Genomic DNA, 21,877 nt, shown 5'->3' with positions numbered 1-21,877 from the left:
ATAATTTTCACTCCTAATCATCTGTTTATGAGCATAGATATAAAAAAAATAAGCGATGAGCAAAGAGATAGGGTACTAAATCTATCTGAGGGACATTTTTACGAATTAAAATCGAAAGATATACAACCTAGGAAATTAACCAAAACTATATCTGCTTTTTCGAATTCTGATGGTGGAGATGTATATATTGGCATTTCAGAAATTAAGCATAATGGTATTATTAGCCATAGAGTATGGGACGGCTTTAATACTCAGGAGTCAGCTAATGGTCATATTCAGATTTTTACTGAATTGTTTCCATTTGGGAATTACTTCTCTTATGAATTTTTGGAGACCGAGGACGAATCTAGTTTCGTACTTCATGTATCTATAAATAAAACTAATGCAATATGCAAAGCCTCAGATGGTACTCCCTATGTAAGAAAAAGTGCTCAAAATATCCCTATAAAAACTCTCGAAGACTTAAAAAGGCTTGAATATGATAAAGGCATTACAACATTTGAAAGGCAGACTATTAATATACCAAAAACAACAATTATTGATAGTGAAATACTTCAAAGATTTATTAAAATTGTAATTCCTACAACTACACCTGAAAGTTGGTTAAAGAAACAGATTTTAATTATTAACGATCTACCAACTGTAGCCGGAATATTGTTATATAGCGATGAGCCGCAAGCTGCTTTACCTAAACAATCAGGAGTAAAAGTATATAGATATAAAACAAGAGATGAGATTGGAAAGAGGGAAAATTTAGCATTTGAACCTATTACGGTTGAGGGGCCAATGTATGACCAGATTTATGAAACAGTAAATAAAGTAATCAAATTGGTTGAAGATATTAAAATTCTTACGGATAAAGGATTAGAAAAAATAATCTATCCTATAGAAGCACTACATGAAATAATAACCAATGCCATTTTACACAGAGATTATAGCATAAATAAAGACATTCACATAAGGATCTTTGATAATAGAATTGAAATTGAAAGTCCGGGGCGACTTCCTGGCCATATTTCCCCAAATAATATTTTATCAGAGCAACTTGCAAGAAATGGGTCGCTTGTCAGGATTATTAACAAATTTCCTAATCCTCCTAATAAAGATATTGGAGAAGGTCTAAATACTGCTTTTGAGGCTCTAAAAAAGTTAAAGTTAAAGTTCCCTGTTATTACGGAAACAGATAACTCTGTATTAGTGAAGATTCTCCATGAACCATTAGCGTCTCCTGAGGAGATTGTTATGAATTATATTCAAAAACATAATGAAATTACAAATACTAAGGGTAGAGAGTTAACTGGCATTGAGTCTGAAAATGAAATGAAAAGAGTCTTTCAAAGACTACAAAATAGAGAATTAATATATTTGGATCCAGCAAGGAAAGGCCCGTCTTCGCGCTGGTTATTAAAAGGAAAACCTGAAAATTCAGGCAACAATAATCTTGACAATAAAGGGCAGTTATCCATCTTTTAAGCTATTTTCCTAATTCCCTAATCCGTGGCCTGTGTCCCTATAAACCTTGGCACAATTAATTTGTGAGGGTACCTAATAAGGCCATAGGGAAAGAATTTGCAAAAAGACCTCGGTAAAAAAAATACTTTCAACTATTTATGGTACTAGATTTTCTGAGAAGTTTTAGAGACTACTGCTATAATGAAACTAAACATAACAAAGATGACGCATACGCGGAATCGCAATACCAGTTTTTTTTGGTTTAGGTCTGCTTTTTTATAATTTCACACTACTAGCGATAGTTCTCATACCCCTCGGTAAAATAGGTCTAAAACCATCCGCTTTATTTGATTTAGTAAATTATTTTACAATAGCCATTTTTTATGCATTGATATTAATTATTACTATTTATATACCACATTTTCTATTAAAAAGAATAGCAAGGTATCCGATTGATAAAAACTGGCCATCCGATCAACTTAAAGAACTGAGGCCTATCTATATCATTTTTATGCTATTTGGGCCCTTGATTATGGTAGGTATATTGAGGGGATTAACAATAATACTATATGAATAAAATAATAGTATTATAGATAGTCACGGTTAAAGATTTTATGTATACGACAAATCTAAAAATGAAGTGAAATCGAACTTGGAAAATAAATAAAATTAATTGATAGAGAAAAGGCTATGACTGAAAATAATAAAGCCATACTGAAAAAAGCAAACGATGCTGTTACTACGGGTAATTATGAAGAATTTCTTAATTACTGCACCGACGATACAAAATGGACATTTATCGGAGACCAGGTTCTAAACGGAAAAGAGGAAGTACGAAATTGGATGTTGAACGAATACATTGAACCACCAAAAAATGTTGTGAAAAATTTAATTGCCGAGAATGAGTACCTTACTGCGCTTGGTGTTATTACCGTATTAAATAAAAATGGAAAAACGGACACATTTTCTTATTGTGATGTCTGGAAGATTCGCGATGGAAAATTGGCAGAACTTGTAGCGTTCGTAGTTGAATCTGATGAATTAAAAGATAATAATTTTTAAGTAAAAATTGCACAGCGAAAAAACTATCGGAAGTATTCTAACCTAATGTTGTTTCCATGAGTTCTCTGAAAGTCTTTGTCTTTCTGCCTATCAACCCCTCCAAATCACCTGATTGATATGCGAATTCACCTCCTTCAATGGCCAGCACCCAACCCGTTATAAATTCGGCAACCTGACGGGGAACTCCTTTCACAACTCTCTCATCAATATATTCTTCTGCGGTAATGGTAGTAAAAGCAACAGGCTGTCCTTTTATGTCCGCAAGAATTCTTGCCATGTCAGAAAACGAAATAGCATTAGAACCACCTAATGAATAGGTTTTGTTTTCGTGCCCTGGGGTAGAAAGAATTACCGCATGCGCTTCCGCCAGTTCATCTCTTGTTGCCGGTGCCATTTTTCCCTCGTTGGCCGGAACTTTTATTCCATTTTCATAAGGATTGGGACCATAGTAGAGCGGTAAAGCATCCGTAAAAGGCGGGTGGTATACAATGGTATAATCAAGCCCTGAGGATTTAAGTACCTGTTCCGTAAAAAGGTCTGATTCCGTAACTTCAGGTATAATACGTCCCGAACCTTCTTTACGCATAATTGCCATATACACTACATGCTTAACCCCAGCTTGGCGGGCAGCGGTAATCGCATTATAATGTTGGGTAAATCGGTCTGTAAAAGCTACTGTACTGGTAAGCATTACTTTCTCAACTCCGTCAAACGCACGTAGTAAGGAGTCATAATCAAAATAATCACCTTCACGTACTTCCACGCCTTTTGCAGCTAAGTCCTCCAGACTTTCCTTTTTTCTAGAAAGTCCGATAATTTGACTTGCGGGGACACCTTTTTTTAACAAATGCTCAACGGTACTTTTTCCAATTGCTCCGCTAGCTCCTGTTACTACTATTTTTGCCATGATATACTATTTTACTGTTTCAAATGATTAAATTGCTTTTGATATGCAAGTGATAAACAAAATTATTACTTGCATATTGCAAGCACAAAGTTAAACTTTTACTTTCGATATGCAAGTAGAAAACAAACAAAAAAGTTATGAAATCAGCTGAAATGCGCTCCGATTGCCCAATAAGCTCGTCATTGGATATTTTCGGAGACAAATGGTCGCTATTGATAGTGAGGGACTTAATGCTATATAAATCTCGTACGTACGGGGATTTTAGAAAGTCCGAAGAAAAAATAGCAACGAATATATTGGCCAACAGACTACAGCTCTTGGAGGATAATGGAATAATCACCAGATTACCATATCCGGGTAATCTGGTAAAAGGACTTTATAAACTCAGCCCAAAAGGTATTGCTTTAATACCTGTTTTAGTCGAAATTGCTCTATGGGGAGGGGAGTATCTATCTAACACCGATGATAGTTCGTCGTTTCTCACAGATGTAAAAAAGAGCAAAACAAAATTTCTAAAAAATATTATGGATAACCTTTCGGCTGATGATGAGGCCGCTACGGATTAGCCATTATTCTTAATGCTAAGTGTTGACGTTTTTCTTTACAAGTCACTTTTCGGCTCTCCTTTAAGAACACAATTCATACCCCAACCGAATATTCTTAAAACCATGGAATAGGTAGGTGGTAGATGAAACATTTCACATACTAATTTTGATGACCTTAGCCTCACAAAGCAAAAACCGAATCTCTGGGTAGATGAATACCTCCATCGAATTTGAGAAAGAATTAGCGGCCAAAGAAGCAGTCAAACTCTTGTCCAACGGCCAGATCGTCGGACTCGGTAGCGGCTCCACGGCCGGGTATGCGATCCGGGAGATCGGCAAGTTGGTCAAAAACGGCTTGAAGATCAGGGCCATTCCCACCTCCGACCACACCCGGGATCTGGCGGCTTCCCTGGGTATTCCTCTGGTAGATATCAATAGCGTCGATGCCATCGATATCACCATCGACGGCGCCGACGAATTCGATTCTTCCCTCAACCTGATCAAAGGCGGCGGTGGGGCACTGCTCCGGGAAAAAATCGTGGCTTCCATGAGCACGGACCTCATCATCATGGCTGATTCTACCAAAAAGGTGGAGGTGCTAGGTACCTTCAAACTACCGATTGAAGTGATCCCTTTTGCTTCCAACTTCGTCTTGAAGCAAATCAGTCAATTGAATGGGACAGGTACCGTAAGAAGGGCAGGAACGACCGAATACGTGACTGATGAAGGAAATTATATCATCGATGTCGACTTCGGTCCCATCAACGACCCCTCTTCGCTCGCGGCGGAACTGAACGGAATCGCCGGATTGGTAGGTCATGGCTTGTTCGTGCAGATGGCGAAAAAAGTGATTATGGGGGTCGGTTCAACGACAAGAACTTTCGACCTCAATCCGTAGCTTTCTATGACAAAAGCAAAGAGAAATTCGCAACATTCAATACTAGTACTACCCCTGCGATGAAAGCCCTTCTACCCGTACTATTTTGGTGTATGTCCGTTACCCACGTAATAGCGCAGCAGATTCAGTTCAACCTCGACCTTTCGAATCCGCATACTACCCTGAAATTGTTGCAGGCCGATCGCCTCGATGACGCGGGCATTCGGGGCCTGATGGCGCTGCCGACTACCCCCAAGCTGCTGCGCAAACTCAATATCGATTCGCTGGATATGGTATCCGCGCTGAAGAAAGCCAAGGCAGGCGAAAAGCCGAATGCCAAAGAAGCCCGGCTGCAATACGATATGATCGTGCAGAACCTGGATTCCATGGCCGTTTTCATCAAAACGGTGGAAGCAAACAAAGACCGGCTGTCTCGCGACTTACAGGCTTCACTCGGCCCGTATTTTCCGCCCGAAACCAAGCTGACGGTCAACATCTACGCCATGCTGGGCGGCTGGGCGACCGGCTACACCTTTGGAGAACGCGACGAGTTTTTTATTTCGCTGCAGAAGTTGCAGCTTGATTACAACGTACTCTATTCAATCGCCGAACACGAGCTGTTTCACAACGCGCAGAGCGCGTATTTTACCGACAATTCATTTCAGGAGCGACTCGACAGTCTCGGACTGAGCGCAGACCTTACGGTACTGGGGATGCTGGAAAACCTGTGGAGTGAAGGATCGGCCAGTTATATTGCCAATCCTGATAAGTACGAACAAACCAAAGGTATCGTCGCCTCTTTCCGGCCGTTTCAGGAAAATGAGCAGCGAATGGGGCAGGCGTACTATCTCTTCGACCACCTGCTGGTAGATGCCTATCATAATCCTGAGCGTGACTTTGACCGGCTTTACGGCGTATTTTTCAGTAGCAATTGGGACGAAGTAGGGTACTATATGGGCTACCAAATGCTCAACCGCCTGTCAAAAGGCAAGTCGGAAGCAGAGAAAGCGGCGATGATCCAGCGCTACCTGAAAGCGAATCCTCTCACGTTTATGCGGGACTATATAGCCCTGACCAGGGTACCTGAGAATAACTATTACCAGTTCTCAAAGGAATTTGAGCGCATCGTCGAGCGGCTGGCACTTATGGCAGGGTTGTAGGTACCTGACTTCCAGGTACCCATTCAAAAAACAGCCATTGAAAATAAAGGTAGATTCATGATTTTACCCAAAGAAAGAGATCCACGATTCATAACTCTCCGGCGCGGGGGTACCTTGACCGATTCCGATCATCAATTGCTCGCCTTGTGGGCGGCTACTTGCGCCGAACACGTGCTGCCTCTGTTTGAGCAGGCTAATGCTGACGACACCCGCCCCAGACAAGCCATAGCCTTGACGCGCGCCTGGGTGCGGGGTGAGATTCCTATGAAAGAGGCGCATCAGGCGGCTTTTGCCTCCAACGCCGCTGCCAAAGGCCTGCCTGATGCGGCCCGGTTTGCCGCTCTGGCCGCCGGACAAGCTGTGGCGGTAGCCCACGTGGCGGCGCACGAACTGGGTGCCGCCGCCTACGCGATCAGAGCCGTCAGAGAGTCGGTGGAAGAAGAAGAAAAGGAGAGGGCGGGACATAAAGAATGCCAATGGCAACGGGACCAACTTCCGGATGCGATCCGTGAACTGGTTCTGGATGACCAAAAAGTAAGAAACCACCTCTGCTGGTTTGTTTTCAATGACTGACCGGACGTTAAAAAGTAGCTCCAAATCCTAAGGGGTACCTTCTGATAGTATCCGGAGTCAGCGACAATCCTGTAAGTTATATCCAGAAAAACACCCGATAAAAACGCTTTTTTGCGATCCGTAATTTCGTTTTTTTATACCTTGTCTTTTTGCTGGCGACTATGGCCAGAGGTACCCCATTCGCCCATTTTGTTCACTATCTCCATACTCCATGACCGAAGAATACCAAACGCCCAAAGACCGGGCGTACGTAAACACCTTGCTGAATGCGGCTCCCCAGGAATCGGCGGCCTTCATGAACCTGAAGCACACGGCCGAGCGGGCCGACGGCGTCATTCCGGTCAAGTACCGCGAACTGATGTCGGTGGCCGTAGCCCTGACTACCCAATGCGCCTACTGCATCGAGTCGCACATCCAGAACGCCGTCAAGGCCGGAGCTACCCGCGAGGAGATTGCCGAAACCGTCTTCATTGCGGCCGCCCTGCGCGCCGGGGGGGCTGTTGGCAACGGGCTGATGGCGATGCGCCTTTTTGATGAAGTAAGTCCGGCGAAGCAATGAAGGTAGATACAGGATTGACGACCCAACAAATAGAGGACTTCATCGAATTGGGATACGTCCGGGTGGACCACGCGTTTCCTCGGGCGGTTGCGGATGAATGCCGCCATATTCTGTGGAAAGCAACCCAGCTCGACCCCGAAAAGCCGGAAACGTGGACGCAGCCCGTAATCAGAATCGGAGAAATTGGCCTGGAACCTTTCCGAAAAGCGGCCAATACGGACAGCCTGCATCAGGCCTTTGACCAGCTGGTCCACGACAATTGGCTACCCCGGATGTCCCTGGGTACCTTTCCGATCCGATTTCCGAGTCCGGAGCCCGCCTCCGACACGGGCTGGCACGTCGATGCCAGTTTTGCGGGCGAAAACCCTGGCAACTATCTGGAATGGCGGATCAACAGAAACTCCAAAGGAAGGGCGCTGCTGATGCTGTTTCTGTTCTCGGACGTAACCCAGCGGGACGCCCCTACCCTGATTCGGGAAGGCTCGCATCGCGACGTGGCGAAGCTCCTGGAACCTGAAGGCAAAAAGGGTCTTAGTTTCATGGAACTGGCTCAAAAACTCGACGCATTACCTTCCCGAAGGGAAGTACTGGCTACGGGAGAAGCCGGCACGGTGTACCTCTGCCATCCTCTTTTGGCCCACGCTGCGCAGGATCATCGGGGTACCTTGCCCAAATTCATGGCCCAGCCGCCTCTGCTGACCAAAACAGACTTCAGGCTCGACCAAGAATATGCGTTGCTTTGTCCGGTTGAAAGGGCCATTGTGGATGGATTTAAATACGGAACGTTTTTCTAACCCTACCTATAATTCGGCAGAAGCAGTATCTTGGGCGACAGAAAACTATCCCCCTATTTTTAACCTATTTTATTCTATGAAATTAACCCTACTCCTTAGCCTGATCACTGTTTTTGCGGTCAGTCGCGCCACGGCACAGGACCAGTACATTTTCCCCAGTGGTGGAGGACCTTCTAAACAATTCATTCTGGAAATCGTCAAACTGACCGGTAAGGAGCGCCCCAAGATCTGTTTCCTGCCCACGGCTTCCGGCGACAGCGAACAGGGCATTATCCGCTGGTACGAACTGGTACACGACCTGCCGGTAGAACCTTCGGTACAGAAAGTTTGGATCAGTTCGTACAATCAGAAAGCGTCGTTCGAGGAGGTACTTCTGAATGTGGACGCGATTGTGGTAGGCGGCGGAAACACGCTCAACATGATTGCGATCTGGAAAGCGCAGGGAATCGATAAGGTACTTAAGAAAGCCCTGGAAAAAGGAATCGTACTGGCCGGGGGCAGCGCCGGATCGCTCTGCTGGTTCGACAACGGTACCACCGATTCGCGGCCTGCGGAGTTGAGCGTAGTGGAAGGTCTGGGTTTTCTACCATTCAGTCATTGCCCGCATTATCACAGCGAGGAATACCGTCGTCCGCTGTATTTCAAGAACATCGAAAACGGGATTTTCAAGGCGGGCTACGCCATCGACGATAAAGCGGGTATTATTTTCAAAAACGGCAAAGTATTCAAAGTACTGACCGTCAGCGAAAAAGACAACGCCTACTTTGTTTCCATGAAAAATGGAAAAGTCGTGGAGGAGAAACTGGAAGCCACCCTACTCAAATAAGGTACCCTCCTTGATTCAGCACAGCATAAACAGCAGATTTATAACACGATGGACAAAGTCATCTGGATCGTATTGGCCTTTTTGAAGGGCGCTTTTCTCCCTATTCAGGCGGGCCTCAATACAAGACTGGGCAAAGCGGCGGGAAGTCCGGTCTACGCCTCCATGTTTTCGTTTGTCGTGGGAGCCATCGGTCTGATTATCTACATCCTCCTCACCCGCCAGAGCATCTCTTGGTCCGGCGTCAGGGAAGCACCGGGCTACGTCTGGATCGGGGGCTTGCTGGGAGCGTTTTATGTCACGGTCATTATTCTGGCATTTCCCAAGCTGGGGCCGGGCCTGACGTTCGGTTTGGTCGTGGCCGGCCAGATGATTCTATCCGTAGTACTTGAGCACAACAACATACTCGTCGCGCAGCAGAACCCGATCAATGCCATGAAAATCCTGGGCATCGCCCTGGTCATCGCGGGAGTCATTATCATTCGAAAATTCTGATTTTCCAATTTCACCAAAAATAGGTAATCTGCATCGTCAAATCATTGTTGACGCCAGCCAGGCGACAGTGGTACCTTACTAAATTCATGAACCAATGATCTACATTACGCAACTTATTTATATTCTTGATGGTCAAGAAGAAACCTTCAACGAGTTTGAAGCAGTCGCGATCCCTTTGATTGCGAAGTACAACGGACGCCTTCTGTTTAGAAACCGACCCGCTGCCTCCACCATGATAGAACAAACCATAGAAACCCCCTACGAAATACATCTGGTGGAATTCGACGGTGAGGAAGATCTGGATGCTTTTTTCAAAGATGAGGAACGGAAAAAATATGTCCATTTGAAGGAGCAATCCATCCGATCCGTTTGGCTGCTCAAAGGCGTAAAATTATAAGCCGATGCAGGCATCCGGGAAACGTTGGTTCCATGCCCTGGCATTTGCCCTCACGATGGCGACGGCTTGGGGGCAGCCTTATCGGACAACCCTGCATGTACAACTTCCCGATTCGGTACAGCCAGTCGATATTGACGGAAAACCCACCGTCTACTACGAAATTTACCTGACCAATTTCTCCCCGGATACCTTCCAACTCCATGCGCTGAATGTAGTAGACAGGGGTACCTCCGCCCCTTATTTGGCCCTGCAAGGCCCCATGCTGCAAAAAGCTTTATCCCGTATTGGTTCGCCCAGTCAAGATACCACGACCCGGCTTCTTCCGGGCGCTACGTCGATTCTGTACCTGGAATTTGCTCTGCCCAAACAAACCGTGCCCCAACTGACGCACCTCATTACTTTTCATGCAGTAGGAAAAGAGCATTGGGGCGAATTAACTATTCAGACCGCCGCTTTGAAATGCCTTTCAGGTACCCCGCTGATTTTAGGAAATCCGCTGGCCGGGGGACCCTGGACCGCCGTCTATGATCCGGCCTGGGCGCGGGGACACCGTAGGGTACCTTATACCGTGCACGGGCGGGCCCGCATTCCGGGGCGCTTCGCCATCGACTTTATCAAAATGGATGCCGGGGGGAAATATGCCCACGGGAACGAAGACTTTGTAAAAAATTGGCTAGGGTACGCTACCGAGGTACTGGCCGTGGCTGACGGCGAAGTCACGGCCATCCGGGATGATTTTCCGGAAAGCCCGGCATTATCGGAGCATCCGGAATATAGTGCTGATCAGGCTACCGGCAATTATATCTCCCTGAGTATCGGCACCAATCGGTTTGCCTTTTATGAACACCTGAAACCGAACAGTATTAAAGTAAAACCGGGACAAAAAGTGAAGAAGGGAGAAGTCATCGCTTCGCTGGGCTTCACCGGGCAGACCACCGGGCCTCATTTGCATTTTCACGTTGCCGATTTTGACTCCCCGCTGGGCGCCGAGGGGGTACCTTATGTCTTTGAGGAGTTTGAGGTGCTAGGCTCGTACGATGATTTCGGAAAATTCGGAAAAGCACCCTGGACTCCGGTACCTCCTACCCAACCAACTCTTCGAAATAGGGAACGCCCCGCGCCAAATTCGGTGGTCCGGTTCGGAGCAAACTAGCGTGAGGCGCCCGAAAGAATATTTCCCTCTCTTAGGTATTCAAAACCGAACCGCCGTTGGGATGCAGCACCTGTCCGGTAAAGTAGGAAGCATCCTCGCTCGCCAGAAACACGTAGGCGGGTGCTACCTCGCAGGGTTGTCCGGGACGTTTCAGGGGTACGTCTTTGCCAAATTTCTTCACATGGTCAGCGTCAAACGTGGACGGAATGAGCGGCGTCCAGATCGGCCCCGGCGCTACGGCGTTGACGCGGATGCCTTTTTCGGCCAGATTGCCCGACAGTGAGCGCGTAAAGGTCACGATGGCACCTTTGGTCGAAGAGTAGTCTAGCAGTCCTTCGCTGCCCCGGTACGCCGTGACGGAGGTAGTATTGATGATGGCATCGCCTTCCTGCAAGTGCGCCAGCGCAGCCTGCACAAAGTGGAACATCGGAAATACATTAGTCGCGAAGGTACCCTCCAGTTGCTCGGTCGAGATGTCGCGAATATCGTCTTTCGGGTGTTGTTCGGCGGCGTTATTCACCAGAATGTTGAGCCCGCCCAGTTCCTTTACTGTTTTCTCGACGGCCTGCTTGCAGAAACTTTCCTGGCGGATATCGCCTTTGAGCAAAAGACACTTTTTGCCCTCCGCTTCTACCATCGCCTGTGTATCTTTGGCATCCTGCGTTTCTTCGAGGTACACGATGGCCACATCGGCTCCTTCGCGGGCGAAGTGCACGGCCACGGCGCGACCAATGCCGCTATCGCCGCCCGTGATGAGGGCTACTTTTCCGTCCAGCTTGCCGCTGCCCCGGTAGCTATCGCGGATCACGACGGGTTCGGGATCCATTTTTGTCTCGCGGCCCGGCTGTTGATTCTGGGTTTGTCCCTTGGTATTGATGTTAAAGTCCATGAGTTGGTGTAGGTTTAGTTGTTAAATGGGGTAGGTAGAAAACTTTGTGCCAGGACGGGCAAGATGGCGGTACCACATTTTGTACCTTTGTATATGACATTCGACGATCTCAACCTCACCCGGCCCCTGCTCAACGCCCTTGGCGATCTGGGTTTTATAGAGCCGACCCCCATTCAGCAAAAAGTATTTTCGGCCGTGATGTCGGGACGTGACGTGTGCGGCATTGCCCAGACGGGTACCGGCAAAACCCTGGCCTACCTCCTGCCCATGCTACGGCAGTGGCAATTTTCCAAGGAAAAACTACCCCAGCAGTTGATTCTGGTGCCCACGCGTGAGCTGGTGGTGCAGGTGGTGGAAACCATTCAGCAACTAAGTACCTACACCAATCTGACGGTGGTGGGCGTATACGGCGGCGGTAACATCAAAGTGCAGATGGCCGAACTGGCGGGGGGGGCGGACGTGGTGGTCGCTACGCCCGGACGCCTGATCGATCTGGTGATGAACAAAACGCTGAAACCGAAAGGCATCAAAAAACTGGTGATCGACGAAGTGGACGAAATGCTGAACCTCGGCTTCCGTGCCCAGTTGAATACAGTACTCGACCTTCTGCCGCCCAAGCGGCAAAACCTGCTCTTTTCGGCCACGATGACCGAGGAAGTAGAGTCGCTGATGGCCGTACATTTCAATAATCCGCTGCGCATCGAGGCCGCGCCCGTAGGTACCCCCCTGGCCAGCATTACGCAGAAAGCCTACGAGGTACCTAATTTTTATACCAAAATCAACCTGCTGAAAAAGCTGGTCACTCAGGATCTTGACATGACCAAAGTGCTGGTTTTCGTCAGTACCAAGAAACTGGCCGACCAGCTATTCGACGAAATGGAAAACCGTTTTCCCGACCAGGTAGGGGTGATCCATTCCAACAAGGCGCAGAACAACCGTTTCGAAACCGTGCGTAAATTTCAGGAGGGCGAAGACCTGGTGCTGATCGCCACCGACATCGTGGCGCGAGGACTGGACCTGACGGGCGTGTCGCACGTTATCAATTTCGACCTGCCCGAAGAACCCGAAAACTACATCCACCGCATCGGCCGCACGGGCCGCGCCGACCAGGAGGGTATCGCCATCAGTTTTATTTCGGAGCGGGAAAAGGAATTTCAGGAGAAAATCGAGGAGCTGATGAACTACGAAATCCCCAAGGTACCCCTACCCGAGGATCTGGAAATCTCGGAAGTACTGACTCCCGACGAAGAACCACAAATCCAGATGAAAAATGTGCTGATCAAAGCGCCCAAACGCGAAGAAGCAGGACCGGCTTTTCACGAAAAACTGGAGAAGAACAAGAAAGTGAACGTGCGGCGGGACATCGCCGCCGAGAAGATGGCCAAGTACGGGCGTCCGATCCGGCGGGGAGCGAAGAAGAAAGGAAAGTAGATTTGAGATATGAATTATGAGATATGAGATTTTTAAGTCTCGGCTTTTATGGCATCTTCTACCCGATCGATAACTATTACAAAGTACAGCACGGGTGAATCTTCGTCTCAGGAAGATGCGCTGTCGGTGGAGGAGCCGTTGGAAATCGGGGTTCGCTTTGGCTTGAATCTGGAACCCAAAAACCTGTCCGTGACCATGCGGACGCCCGGCCACGACGAAGAGCTGGCACTGGGTTTTCTGTTGACCGAAGGCATCATTTCCAGTTATGAACAGGTAATTGGCACGGTGCAGGACGAAGAAAACCGCATCACCGTGATTCTCCACGAGGAGGTACCCTTCGATCCAAAGCAATTTGAGCGGCACATCTATACCACCTCGAGTTGCGGCATCTGCGCCAAATCGTCCATTGAAGCCGTGCGGGTACAGGGTACCCTACCCCACGCTCCCCAAAATTGGTCGGTCGAAGCCTCAACACTTTACCCGTTGCCATCGTTATTACGAGAACGGCAGGCTGATTTTGAAAGCACGGGCGGTTTGCATGCGGCTGCGTTATTTTCGCAAACTGGTGAATTTCTGTATTTACGGGAAGATGTAGGTAGGCATAACGCTCTGGACAAACTGATCGGTCATGCCCTGCAAACGGAAAGGTACCCTTTGCAAACCCAGATTCTGCTGCTGAGCGGACGAGCCAGTTTTGAACTGATCCAGAAAGCTACCCTGGCGGGTCTTTCGTTTGTTGCCGCCGTAGGGGCGCCTTCGACGCTGGCCGTGGAACTGGCCCGGGAAATGAACATCACGCTGGTTGGTTTTCTGCGAAACGAGCGCTTTAATGTGTATACAGGCGAGGAGCGGGTAAAAGGGTAAGGGGAAAGTTTCTCCTACTAGCTCTTCGGGAGGCTAAAGCCGCCCGGCATTGCTAGCTATGGCTTTTCTTGATTCTTTCGCACATGACACCCTTGCCCATTAACCGTTGACCTTTATAAACCCAAAATACGAACCATGTCATTACCTGCCGCCGAAAACCCCGCCAAGCTTACCAATAATATAAAACTCGACGAACCCCGCACCGTAGCTGCGGGCATGACCGCCGTGGCCGTGGCTCTCAAAATGGTAGTGGAAGAAGCGGGCGTGGTGCGCGGCAACAAGGCTTTACTCAAAATGAACCAAAAGGACGGTTTCGACTGTCCGAGTTGTGCCTGGCCCGACCCTGATTTCAAGCGCTCTCCGGTGGCCGAATATTGTGAGAACGGGGCTAAAGCCCTTGGGGAAGAAGCTACTGACAAAGCACTGTGGGCCGATTTCTTTGCCCAAAATTCGGTGTACGATCTGTCGTTATTATCCGATCTGGAAATAGGTAAAAAAGGCCGACTGGCCGAACCCATGTACCTTCCCAAGGGAGGTACCCATTACCAGCCGATCAGCTGGGCGGACGCTTTTCAAAAAGTAGCCGATCACCTCCACGCGCTGGAATCGCCCGATGAAGCGATTTTTTACACCTCCGGCCGGGCGAGCAACGAGGCGGCCTTTGCGTACCAGCTTTTCGTGCGGGAGTACGGTACTAACAATCTGCCCGACTGCTCCAACATGTGTCACGAGTCGAGCGGGGTGGCGCTGAGTGAGTCGCTGGGCATTGGCAAGGGTACGGTGATGCTGGAAGATTTTTACGACACCGACATCATCATGATTATGGGCCAGAACCCGGGCACCAACCATCCCCGCATGATGACCGCTCTGCAAAAAGGCAAGCGGAATGGTGCCAAAATCATCGCCGTCAACCCCCTGCACGAAACCGGGCTGGTGGGTTTCAATGATCCCCAAACGGTAAAAGGAATACTGAGTCTTGATAATAAGCTAGCCGAATTATTCGTCCAGATCCGCATGAATGGCGACATGGCGTTTCTTCAAGTGGTAGCTCGCTTGCTTCTCGACGAAGAGGAAAAAGCCCCCGGCACCGTGCTGGACCAGGATTTTATTAAAAACAAAACTTCGGGCTACGAAGCCTACGCGGCGCATTTGAAACAGCAGGATGTGAACGCACTGGCCGAACTCAGCGGGGTACCTTTGGCCAAAATCCGGGAGGTAGTCGAATTAATAAAAAACAAAAAACGTATCATCATTTGTTGGGCCATGGGCCTGACCCAACATGCCAACTCGGTGGAGACGCTGAAAGAGCTGGTGAATGTGCTGTTGCTCAAAGGCAGCGTCGGCATACCCGGAGGGGGTACCTGCCCGGTGCGCGGCCATAGCAATGTGCAGGGCGACCGCACCATGGGCGTCTGGGAACAGGTCAAGCCCGAATGGCGCGAGAACATCCGTGAAGTATTTGGCTTTGAGGTACCTGAGAAGAAGGGTTACGACACCGTAAATGCCATCCGCGCCATGCACGACGGCAAGGCGAAGGTTTTCTTTGGGCTGGGCGGCAATTTCCTTTCGGCCACGCCCGACACGAATTATACCGCGAAAGGGCTGCGGCAATGCAAGCTCACGGTTCACATTTCCACCAAACTCAACCGCAGCCACCTCGTCCACGGTGAGGAAGCGCTGATTTTGCCCACGCTGGCCCGCAGTGATCAGGATATCCACGACGGGACCGAGCAGTTTGTGACCTGTGAGAACTCCATGGGCGTCATACAGGCTTCGCGGGGGGTACTTGAACCCATTTCAAATCAACTGCTGAGTGAGATCCGGATCATCTGCGGCGTAGCTCAGGCTACCCTGGGCAAAGATTCCAAAGTCAACTGGGCGCAGTATGGCCACCATTACGACAACATCCGCAACGACATCGCCCGGGTTATTGAAGGTTGTGAAGACTTCAACCGCAAGGTACGTCAACCCGCAGGGTACTACCTACCCAACTCGGCCCGGCACGGGGAGTTCAAGACTGCTACCGGAAAGGCGATGTTCAACGTCGCTGAAGCGACCGCGCCGAAGCCCGGTCCCGGCGAATACCTGATGATGACCATCCGCAGCCACGACCAGTTCAATACGACCATCTATGGCCTGGAAGACCGCTACCGGGGTGTCCACAACGAACGTCGGGTGGTATTCATGAATATTCAGGATATTATCGAAGCGGGCTTCTCCTCGGGCGACATCGTGGATGTGTACAACAATCACGGCGGCCGGGAGCGCGTGGCCCGTACCTTTGTATTGGTGGCCTACGACATTCCGAAGCGTTGCATCGCCACCTACTTTCCCGAAGCCAACGTGTTGGTACCCATTGATACTATTGCCGAGCACAGTAATACGCCAATTTATAAGTCGGTTCTGGTGAAGATCAGAAAATCTGGGAGTTTTTGAGTTATAGCAAATTCTGCTTTTAGGGGTCTCAACTCCTGGTTTTTGTAAAAATATCATTATTTCGCGTTCCAGAACTTTAGAACTTTGCCATTCTAGCACCCGTAAGCGATACATGAATTCTCCCCAAGAAACACAACCCAACAATCCTCTCCATGGGGTAAAACTGGAAGACATACTCAATTACCTGGTCGCTACCTACGGTTGGGAAGAATTGGGCGAAATAATTCAGATTCGTTGCTTTACGCACGATCCCAGCATCAAATCCAGCCTGAAATTCCTGCGTAAAACGCCCTGGGCGCGAGCGAAAGTGGAGGAGCTTTATCTAGTGGACAATTGACAGTGGACGGTTGACAGTGTAGGATAAGAAAACCACTATCCTCTGTCAACCGTCCACTGTCAACTCATTTCACGGTCATTCTGAAAATCGTCGACGTGTTGTAGGTTTCGCCGGGACGCAGCACTACCGATGGGAATTGGGGCTGATTGGGAGAATCGGGGTAATGTTCGGTTTCGAGGCAGAAGCCCATCCGCTTGGTGTAGGTTACGCCTTTGCCGCTCACGGCTCCGTTCAGGAAATTTCCCGTGTAGAACTGTACGCCTGGTTCGGTGGTAGATACCTCCAGCGTCCGGCCGCTTTCGGGATCGGTTACCGTAGCCACCTTCAGCATACTTTCGTCGGCGCGGTTGATCACCCAGCAGTGATCATAGCCTCCGCCCATTTTGATTTGCTCATCACTCGTTTCGTCAATGCGCGCACCAATAGGCTTGGGCGTTCTGAAATCGAAGGGGGTACCTTCCACTGGAATCAGCTTTCCAATAGGAATCAGGGTAGCGTCTACGGCCACCAGGCTATCGGCTTTGATACTCACCTCGTGAGCCAGCACGTCGCGCTTCATGCCCGTCAGGTTGAAGTAGCAATGGTTCGTGAGGTTTACCACAGTGGGCTTGTCCGTTGTGGCCAGGTAGTCGATTTTCAATTCGCCGCTGTTGGTGAGCGTGTACGTGACCGTCACGTCGAGTTTGCCGGGGTACCCTTCTTCCATATCGGCACTGGTGTAGGTGAGTTTGAGCCCCACGGTCGAATCGCCTTGTATTTCCTCGGCTTTCCAGATTTTCTTATCAAATCCTACGGTACCTCCGTGCAGGTGGTTGGGGCCATTGTTGGTCACCAGCGGGTAGGTTTTTCCGTCCAGTGTAAACGATCCCTTGGCGATGCGATTCCCGTAGCGCCCTACCAGGGCACCGAAGAACGGGTTGTTTTTCACATAGGCTGATAGCGAATCGAAACCCAGCACTACATCGGCCATCTGCCCGTTTTTGTCGGGAGCCATCCATTTGGTAATAATGCCACCGTAGTTGGTAATCTGTACCACCATGCTGTCCGCGTTGGTGAGCGTGTACAGATCGGCCGACTGACCGTCGGCCAGGGTTCCGTAGGCTTCTTTGGTAATGGTGGGCTTCATGGTTTGGGTATCTTCAGTTTTGGATTGACAGTTTAAAAAAAAGACGCTCAGCAAGGCGAAAGCGACATAGGAAATCATGCCTCTGGCTGACTTTGGTTCATGGGGTTTTGTGTTCATAAACAAGGGTAGTTGGGGTTTGGGAGATATGAATTATAGGATTGTTACGAAACCAGCTCGGAGGTACCTTTAGTTATATTGACACGGTAACAGGGAAGGTCGATGCCGAATTCGGCGTGGTAGGCGGCCTTCATGACCGTTTCGAACGCATCTACCCCCGAGCGACGCACGAGGTTGATGGTGCAGCCGCCGAAGCCGCCACCCATCATACGGGCGCCCGCCACATCGGGGTTGGGGCGGGTTTGGGCTACCAGAAAATCCAACTCGGGACAGCTTACCTCGTACTCATGCTGTAGGCCGTCGTGGGTAGCGTACATTTTTTTACCAAATCCTTCCAGGTCTCCTTCCAGCAGTAGTTCACAGGCCTGCTGTACACGCTCGATTTCTTCGGTCATGTATTTACAGCGGCGGTACACAGTGGGGCCCAGTTCGGCTTCATGCTGCTTGACCAATTCCGGGGTAGCATCACGCAGGCTGTGCATATGGGGATGATACTTGTGCAGGATGGCCACGCCCTGCTCGCACTCCTGACGCCTAAGGTTGTACGCCGAATCGGCCAGCGAGTGTTTTACCGTTGTATCACAGAGAATCAGCAGGTACTCGTCCATCGGAAAGGGAAAGTACTCGTATTCCAGCGAGCGGCAATCCAGCCGGATGACCGATTGCGACCGTCCGAATACTGACGCAAACTGATCCATGATACCACAGTTGACGCCTACATATTCATTTTCAGCTTTTTGGGCCATTTTCACAATTTCCAGCCGATCGAGCCCTAATCCGAACACTTCGTTCAGGGCAAAAAGCAGGCAGCATTCCAGGGCCGCCGAGGAAGACATGCCGGCCCCAACGGGTACGTCACCGCCAAAAGACGCTTGAAAACCGGAAATTTCAATCCCACTTTTCTGCAATTGATCCAGCACCGAAAGCTGGTAGTAGGGCCACTCCTGCGCGGGCTTGGAAAGATTCCCCAACCGGAACGAGTAGGTCTTGTCCAGATCCACCGCATGCAACTGCACTTGGTCGTCGGTGCGGGGGCTTATGGCAAAGTAGACGGCCTTGTCGACACTGGCGGGCAGAACGAAGCCCGCATTGTAGTCGGTATGCTCACCGATCAGGTTGATTCGGCCCGGTGACCGGAACAAACGGGGTGTTTCATTAAATTGCTCCACAAAGGCCTCCCGAATGCGGTCGGCGGTCGAGATCAGGGTTTTTTCCATAAGATTCAGTTTCAATAATCAACGGTGGGGCAGGTTGTCAGTAGCCGCGTGTCAGATCGACTTCACTCTCAATCGCCTTCCCGTTTTCCAGATTTTCCACATTGCGCAGAAACAAATCGACCTTGCCCACATCTTCATCGGCCTGCCCTCCACCCGTATGCTGGGTCAGAATCACATTGGGCAGAGTCCAAAGCGGGCTATCGTCCGGCAACGGTTCCCGTTGGGTCACGTCGAGTACGGCACCACTCAGCTGACCGCTTTTCAAGGCTTCGATCAGGGCGGCCTCATCGGTGGTATTGCCGCGCCCCACGTTGGCATAGATGCTGCCGGGCCTCATGGCGGCGATGACTTCACGATCCACAAAATTGTCTGCCGTACCAGGTAAAGTATTCACCAGGATATCCACCGTGGGTAGTTCGGCCAGCAGTTCTTCTTTCGTGTGCAGCTCGGCCCTGGGGGAGGTGCGAGCGAGTGTTTTCACCTGACAACGGAATCCATCCAGAATAGAGCGTGTGGCCATGCCAATGGTACCACTGCCCAACACCACCACCTTGCTACGGTCCAGCAGCCCCAGGTGAGGGCGCATGGTGTGGCCCACCCACTGTTTGTTTTGTTTCAAAAGGGTAAGGGCGTCGATCCCCCTCAATAGGGCCATCAGTCCACCCACGATAGTTTCGGCGCAGGGACGGGCAAACCAATCACCCATATTGGCCGTCCGGGCTTCCAGGTGCAGGTGTTTGTACTTGTCAAATCCCGCTGAATCGAGTTGCCAGAATTCCAGTGATTTATTTTTCCCACTCAGCCATCCGGCTGGCACATTTCCCAGAACCCACTGAGCCTGACCGAACTTCTCCAAAGCCTCGGCTTCGGTGTCGTCAGTCTCCCGAAATACCACCGTATGTTTACCGGAAAACGCACTTTGCAGTTTCTTCCTAAGGGTAGAATCGAGGGTTGAGTGAATGTAAATTTGCATTATCTTTATTGGTTAAAGAGCGGCAAACGGCCGTTATTACCCACAAGTCTACAAAGATTTTCTGTAAAATGATTGGTAACTCCGTTGATGACGGCTCACTGAGGTTCTAAACCTTCTACCAATCCGACTGCAAATCGCACTTTATGCCCTTACCCGGAAACCTTGCTATGAAAAGACGTTCCCTCCGAACCCATAGAGTCCCCCAAACCATCGACATCATCCAGCCCCGGCGGGCGGTGCTCCGGTACTGGTTCAGCCTATGCTTATGCGCCTGTTTCCTCCTGGCAGAAAGTACCCCTGCCCTGTCGCAGGTACCCGGCCGCTGGCAAGGTACCGCCGAAGTCAACGGCAAACCACTGCTCATTCTTTTTGATATTTCATCCCCCGAAACAGGAGTGTTTTCCGCTACCATGGATGTACCCGCCCAGGGCGCAAAGGGGCTACCCTGTGACGAGGTAAAAAGTCAGGGGGATAGCCTATTTATTACGATAAAAATGATTGGGGGCCGTTATTTGGGGCGGTTCAACGCCGATCGTTCGGCCACCACGGGTACCCTCCGGCAGGGTAATTTCACCACGGCTCTCGACCTGAAACGAACGGGCGATGCGCTGGCTCTCAACCGCCCCCAAACACCTAAGCCGCCTTTCCCGTACGCCAGTGAAGACGTCGAATATGACAATCCGGACAAAACCGTCCACCTGGGAGCTACCCTCACCCTTCCGGCGGGCGCAGGGCCGTTTCCGGCCGCGATTCTTATCAGTGGCAGTGGGGCGCAGGACCGGAACAGTACCTTGTTCGGACACAAACCTTTTTGGGTGATCGCCGACTACCTCACGCGCCGGGGCATCGCCGTGCTGCGCGTGGACGACCGGAATGTGGGCCAGTCGACGGGTCCGGCCCAGGGTACCTCGGCCGACTTTGCGCAGGACGTCATTACCAGCCTTGAGTTTCTTAAAAATAGAAAGGACATTGACCCGAAGAAAATCGGCTTGATCGGCCACAGCGAAGGCGGGATGCTTGCCCCCATGGTGGCGGTGGAACGGCCCAAAGATGTGGCTTTCATCGTGTCACTGGCTGGGCCGGGTGAGAAAATCACGGACCTCATGGTGCAGCAAAACGTCGCTACTCTGAAAAGCATGAAGGTTTCCGATCCCATTGCCGAGGGCTACGGTACTATGATGGGCGCGATGATTGGCGCGGCCAGTACCGAACCCGACACGGCCAGTGCTTACCAGAAAGCCACCACTGCTTTCTACGCCTGGCGAGCCACCGTGCATCCCAACGTGGCGGCCATGCTGACGGGCGTCGCCGATAGCAGCGGGGTAGGTAAATACATCCGTACGGTTGTCAATTCGCTGCGCAAACCCTGGGAACGCTACTTCTATGCCTACGATCCCACCGACAATCTGACCCGGCTTACCTGTCCGGTTCTCGCCCTGAACGGCGGAAAGGATATTCAGGTACTCGCCGGGCCCAATCTCGCCGGATGGGAAACAACGTTGAAAAAAGCAGGAAACAAGCACGTGACTGTACAGGAATTGCCCGGCCTCAACCATCTTTTTCAGCATTGTACCACCTGCACCGTGGCCGAGTACGGCGAACTGACCGAAACCTTCGATCCCGAAGTCCTGAAACTCATGACCGACTGGATTACGGCGGTAGTTCTGCCCTGACAACCGTCGAGTCGACC

Annotated in this window: 22 protein-coding genes; 17 read left to right on the top strand and 5 right to left on the bottom strand. The window is 50.0% G+C overall.

Annotated elements, in window-relative coordinates; genetic code table 11:
• Window positions 1-27 precede the first annotated feature (27 nt).
• On the top strand, window positions 28-1,473 hold the full coding sequence (locus tag GBK04_RS21325; RefSeq protein WP_152763189.1) for an RNA/DNA-binding domain-containing protein: 1,446 nt from the start codon (window positions 28-30) through the stop codon (window positions 1,471-1,473).
• A gap of 669 nt (window positions 1,474-2,142) precedes the next feature.
• A complete protein-coding gene (locus GBK04_RS21320; RefSeq protein ID WP_152763187.1) occupies window positions 2,143-2,514 on the top strand; it encodes a nuclear transport factor 2 family protein in 372 nt (123 codons plus the stop codon).
• A 37-nt stretch (window positions 2,515-2,551) separates the two neighbouring features.
• On the opposite strand, the gene GBK04_RS21315 is transcribed toward GBK04_RS21320, so the two are convergent.
• Entirely contained in the window at window positions 2,552-3,421 is an 870-nt protein-coding gene (locus GBK04_RS21315; RefSeq protein WP_152763185.1) for an NmrA family NAD(P)-binding protein, read from the bottom strand.
• 137 nt (window positions 3,422-3,558) lie between these two features.
• On the opposite strand from GBK04_RS21315, the gene GBK04_RS21310 reads away from it, so the two are divergent.
• The 10 genes from GBK04_RS21310 to GBK04_RS21265 all read left to right on the top strand — a co-directional run bounded on the left by GBK04_RS21310 (window position 3,559) and on the right by GBK04_RS21265 (window position 10,797).
• Window positions 3,559-3,987: a winged helix-turn-helix transcriptional regulator gene (locus GBK04_RS21310; protein ID WP_152763183.1), complete on the top strand. Its 429-nt coding sequence runs from the start codon at window positions 3,559-3,561 to the stop codon at window positions 3,985-3,987.
• 190 nt (window positions 3,988-4,177) lie between these two features.
• Window positions 4,178-4,864, top strand: a complete 687-nt coding sequence (gene rpiA, locus GBK04_RS21305; RefSeq protein WP_152763181.1) for a ribose-5-phosphate isomerase RpiA — start codon at window positions 4,178-4,180, stop codon at window positions 4,862-4,864.
• A gap of 59 nt (window positions 4,865-4,923) precedes the next feature.
• Window positions 4,924-6,003, top strand: a complete 1,080-nt coding sequence (locus GBK04_RS21300) for a DUF5700 domain-containing putative Zn-dependent protease (protein WP_152763179.1) — start codon at window positions 4,924-4,926, stop codon at window positions 6,001-6,003.
• A 57-nt stretch (window positions 6,004-6,060) separates the two neighbouring features.
• The gene (locus tag GBK04_RS21295) at window positions 6,061-6,576 is read left to right on the top strand and encodes a putative immunity protein (protein WP_152763177.1); all 516 of its coding nucleotides are present in this window, start codon (window positions 6,061-6,063) and stop codon (window positions 6,574-6,576) included.
• 211 nt (window positions 6,577-6,787) lie between these two features.
• Window positions 6,788-7,135 carry a carboxymuconolactone decarboxylase family protein gene (locus GBK04_RS21290; protein ID WP_152763175.1) on the top strand — a complete coding sequence of 116 codons (348 nt, stop codon included), beginning with the start codon at window positions 6,788-6,790 and terminating at the stop codon, window positions 7,133-7,135.
• Window positions 7,132-7,929 (top strand): phytanoyl-CoA dioxygenase family protein, encoded by a 798-nt coding sequence (locus GBK04_RS21285; protein ID WP_152763173.1) that lies wholly within the window; start codon window positions 7,132-7,134, stop codon window positions 7,927-7,929. Before GBK04_RS21290 ends, GBK04_RS21285 begins: the two co-directional genes overlap by 4 nt.
• 76 nt (window positions 7,930-8,005) lie before the next feature.
• Window positions 8,006-8,755, top strand: a complete 750-nt coding sequence (locus GBK04_RS21280; protein ID WP_152763171.1) for a Type 1 glutamine amidotransferase-like domain-containing protein — start codon at window positions 8,006-8,008, stop codon at window positions 8,753-8,755.
• 48 nt (window positions 8,756-8,803) lie between these two features.
• Window positions 8,804-9,247: a DMT family transporter gene (locus GBK04_RS21275; protein WP_152763169.1), complete on the top strand. Its 444-nt coding sequence runs from the start codon at window positions 8,804-8,806 to the stop codon at window positions 9,245-9,247.
• A gap of 94 nt (window positions 9,248-9,341) precedes the next feature.
• Complete coding sequence (locus tag GBK04_RS21270; protein WP_152763167.1) at window positions 9,342-9,644, top strand: DUF1330 domain-containing protein; 303 nt, start codon at window positions 9,342-9,344, stop codon at window positions 9,642-9,644.
• A 4-nt stretch (window positions 9,645-9,648) separates the two neighbouring features.
• Window positions 9,649-10,797 (top strand): M23 family metallopeptidase, encoded by a 1,149-nt coding sequence (locus tag GBK04_RS21265; protein WP_152763165.1) that lies wholly within the window; start codon window positions 9,649-9,651, stop codon window positions 10,795-10,797.
• 31 nt (window positions 10,798-10,828) lie between these two features.
• Here GBK04_RS21265 and GBK04_RS21260 read toward each other — a convergent pair whose 3' ends face one another.
• Window positions 10,829-11,686 (bottom strand): SDR family oxidoreductase, encoded by an 858-nt coding sequence (locus GBK04_RS21260; protein ID WP_152763163.1) that lies wholly within the window; start codon window positions 11,684-11,686, stop codon window positions 10,829-10,831.
• Between the two features lie 93 nt (window positions 11,687-11,779).
• On the opposite strand from GBK04_RS21260, the gene GBK04_RS21255 reads away from it, so the two are divergent.
• The 4 genes from GBK04_RS21255 to GBK04_RS21240 all read left to right on the top strand — a co-directional run bounded on the left by GBK04_RS21255 (window position 11,780) and on the right by GBK04_RS21240 (window position 16,754).
• Complete coding sequence (locus GBK04_RS21255) at window positions 11,780-13,117, top strand: DEAD/DEAH box helicase (protein WP_152763161.1); 1,338 nt, start codon at window positions 11,780-11,782, stop codon at window positions 13,115-13,117.
• A gap of 48 nt (window positions 13,118-13,165) precedes the next feature.
• The gene (fdhD, locus tag GBK04_RS21250) at window positions 13,166-13,981 is read left to right on the top strand and encodes a formate dehydrogenase accessory sulfurtransferase FdhD (protein ID WP_152763159.1); all 816 of its coding nucleotides are present in this window, start codon (window positions 13,166-13,168) and stop codon (window positions 13,979-13,981) included.
• 135 nt (window positions 13,982-14,116) lie between these two features.
• Window positions 14,117-16,417, top strand: coding sequence for an FdhF/YdeP family oxidoreductase (locus GBK04_RS21245; protein ID WP_152763157.1), 2,301 nt, complete (start codon window positions 14,117-14,119; stop codon window positions 16,415-16,417).
• A gap of 112 nt (window positions 16,418-16,529) precedes the next feature.
• Window positions 16,530-16,754, top strand: coding sequence for a VF530 family protein (locus GBK04_RS21240; protein ID WP_152763155.1), 225 nt, complete (start codon window positions 16,530-16,532; stop codon window positions 16,752-16,754).
• A 64-nt stretch (window positions 16,755-16,818) separates the two neighbouring features.
• On the opposite strand, the gene GBK04_RS21235 is transcribed toward GBK04_RS21240, so the two are convergent.
• The 3 genes from GBK04_RS21235 to GBK04_RS21225 form a co-directional block, all read right to left on the bottom strand.
• The gene (locus tag GBK04_RS21235) at window positions 16,819-17,958 is read right to left on the bottom strand and encodes an aldose epimerase family protein (RefSeq protein WP_152766287.1); all 1,140 of its coding nucleotides are present in this window, start codon (window positions 17,956-17,958) and stop codon (window positions 16,819-16,821) included.
• 83 nt (window positions 17,959-18,041) lie between these two features.
• Window positions 18,042-19,214, bottom strand: a complete 1,173-nt coding sequence (gene galK / locus GBK04_RS21230) for a galactokinase (RefSeq protein ID WP_152763153.1) — start codon at window positions 19,212-19,214, stop codon at window positions 18,042-18,044.
• A gap of 37 nt (window positions 19,215-19,251) precedes the next feature.
• Window positions 19,252-20,187, bottom strand: a complete 936-nt coding sequence (locus GBK04_RS21225) for a D-2-hydroxyacid dehydrogenase (protein ID WP_152763151.1) — start codon at window positions 20,185-20,187, stop codon at window positions 19,252-19,254.
• A 167-nt stretch (window positions 20,188-20,354) separates the two neighbouring features.
• Here GBK04_RS21225 and GBK04_RS21220 point away from each other — a divergent pair, with 167 nt between their 5' ends.
• Window positions 20,355-21,860, top strand: coding sequence for an alpha/beta hydrolase family protein (locus GBK04_RS21220; RefSeq protein ID WP_373331191.1), 1,506 nt, complete (start codon window positions 20,355-20,357; stop codon window positions 21,858-21,860).
• The last annotated feature ends 17 nt before the right edge of the window (window positions 21,861-21,877 follow it).

This window comes from Salmonirosea aquatica, assembly GCF_009296315.1.
GTDB lineage: Bacteria > Bacteroidota > Bacteroidia > Cytophagales > Spirosomataceae > Salmonirosea > Salmonirosea aquatica.
The sequence above is the reverse complement of the archived record's forward strand: the minus strand, read 5'-3'. Positions and strand labels throughout refer to the sequence as shown.

Excerpts from the sequence above, each read along its gene's own strand:
- GBK04_RS21235 (WP_152766287.1), bottom strand. The coding sequence starts at position 17,958 with ATGATTTCCTATGTCGCTTTCGCCTTGCTGAGCGTCTTTTTTTTAAAC.
- GBK04_RS21295 (WP_152763177.1), top strand. The coding sequence starts at position 6,061 with ATGATTTTACCCAAAGAAAGAGATCCACGATTCATAACTCTCCGGCGC.
- GBK04_RS21260 (WP_152763163.1), bottom strand. The coding sequence starts at position 11,686 with ATGGACTTTAACATCAATACCAAGGGACAAACCCAGAATCAACAGCCG.
- GBK04_RS21255 (WP_152763161.1), top strand. The coding sequence starts at position 11,780 with ATGACATTCGACGATCTCAACCTCACCCGGCCCCTGCTCAACGCCCTT.
- GBK04_RS21290 (WP_152763175.1), top strand. The coding sequence starts at position 6,788 with ATGACCGAAGAATACCAAACGCCCAAAGACCGGGCGTACGTAAACACC.
- GBK04_RS21280 (WP_152763171.1), top strand. The coding sequence starts at position 8,006 with ATGAAATTAACCCTACTCCTTAGCCTGATCACTGTTTTTGCGGTCAGT.
- galK (WP_152763153.1), bottom strand. The coding sequence starts at position 19,214 with ATGGAAAAAACCCTGATCTCGACCGCCGACCGCATTCGGGAGGCCTTT.
- GBK04_RS21320 (WP_152763187.1), top strand. The coding sequence starts at position 2,143 with ATGACTGAAAATAATAAAGCCATACTGAAAAAAGCAAACGATGCTGTT.
- GBK04_RS21310 (WP_152763183.1), top strand. The coding sequence starts at position 3,559 with ATGAAATCAGCTGAAATGCGCTCCGATTGCCCAATAAGCTCGTCATTG.
- GBK04_RS21245 (WP_152763157.1), top strand. The coding sequence starts at position 14,117 with ATGTCATTACCTGCCGCCGAAAACCCCGCCAAGCTTACCAATAATATA.
- GBK04_RS21300 (WP_152763179.1), top strand. The coding sequence starts at position 4,924 with ATGAAAGCCCTTCTACCCGTACTATTTTGGTGTATGTCCGTTACCCAC.
- GBK04_RS21315 (WP_152763185.1), bottom strand. The coding sequence starts at position 3,421 with ATGGCAAAAATAGTAGTAACAGGAGCTAGCGGAGCAATTGGAAAAAGT.
- GBK04_RS21220 (WP_373331191.1), top strand. The coding sequence starts at position 20,355 with ATGAAAAGACGTTCCCTCCGAACCCATAGAGTCCCCCAAACCATCGAC.
- GBK04_RS21265 (WP_152763165.1), top strand. The coding sequence starts at position 9,649 with ATGCAGGCATCCGGGAAACGTTGGTTCCATGCCCTGGCATTTGCCCTC.
- GBK04_RS21240 (WP_152763155.1), top strand. The coding sequence starts at position 16,530 with ATGAATTCTCCCCAAGAAACACAACCCAACAATCCTCTCCATGGGGTA.
- GBK04_RS21275 (WP_152763169.1), top strand. The coding sequence starts at position 8,804 with ATGGACAAAGTCATCTGGATCGTATTGGCCTTTTTGAAGGGCGCTTTT.
- GBK04_RS21270 (WP_152763167.1), top strand. The coding sequence starts at position 9,342 with ATGATCTACATTACGCAACTTATTTATATTCTTGATGGTCAAGAAGAA.
- rpiA (WP_152763181.1), top strand. The coding sequence starts at position 4,178 with ATGAATACCTCCATCGAATTTGAGAAAGAATTAGCGGCCAAAGAAGCA.
- GBK04_RS21325 (WP_152763189.1), top strand. The coding sequence starts at position 28 with ATGAGCATAGATATAAAAAAAATAAGCGATGAGCAAAGAGATAGGGTA.
- fdhD (WP_152763159.1), top strand. The coding sequence starts at position 13,166 with ATGGCATCTTCTACCCGATCGATAACTATTACAAAGTACAGCACGGGT.
- GBK04_RS21225 (WP_152763151.1), bottom strand. The coding sequence starts at position 20,187 with ATGCAAATTTACATTCACTCAACCCTCGATTCTACCCTTAGGAAGAAA.
- GBK04_RS21285 (WP_152763173.1), top strand. The coding sequence starts at position 7,132 with ATGAAGGTAGATACAGGATTGACGACCCAACAAATAGAGGACTTCATC.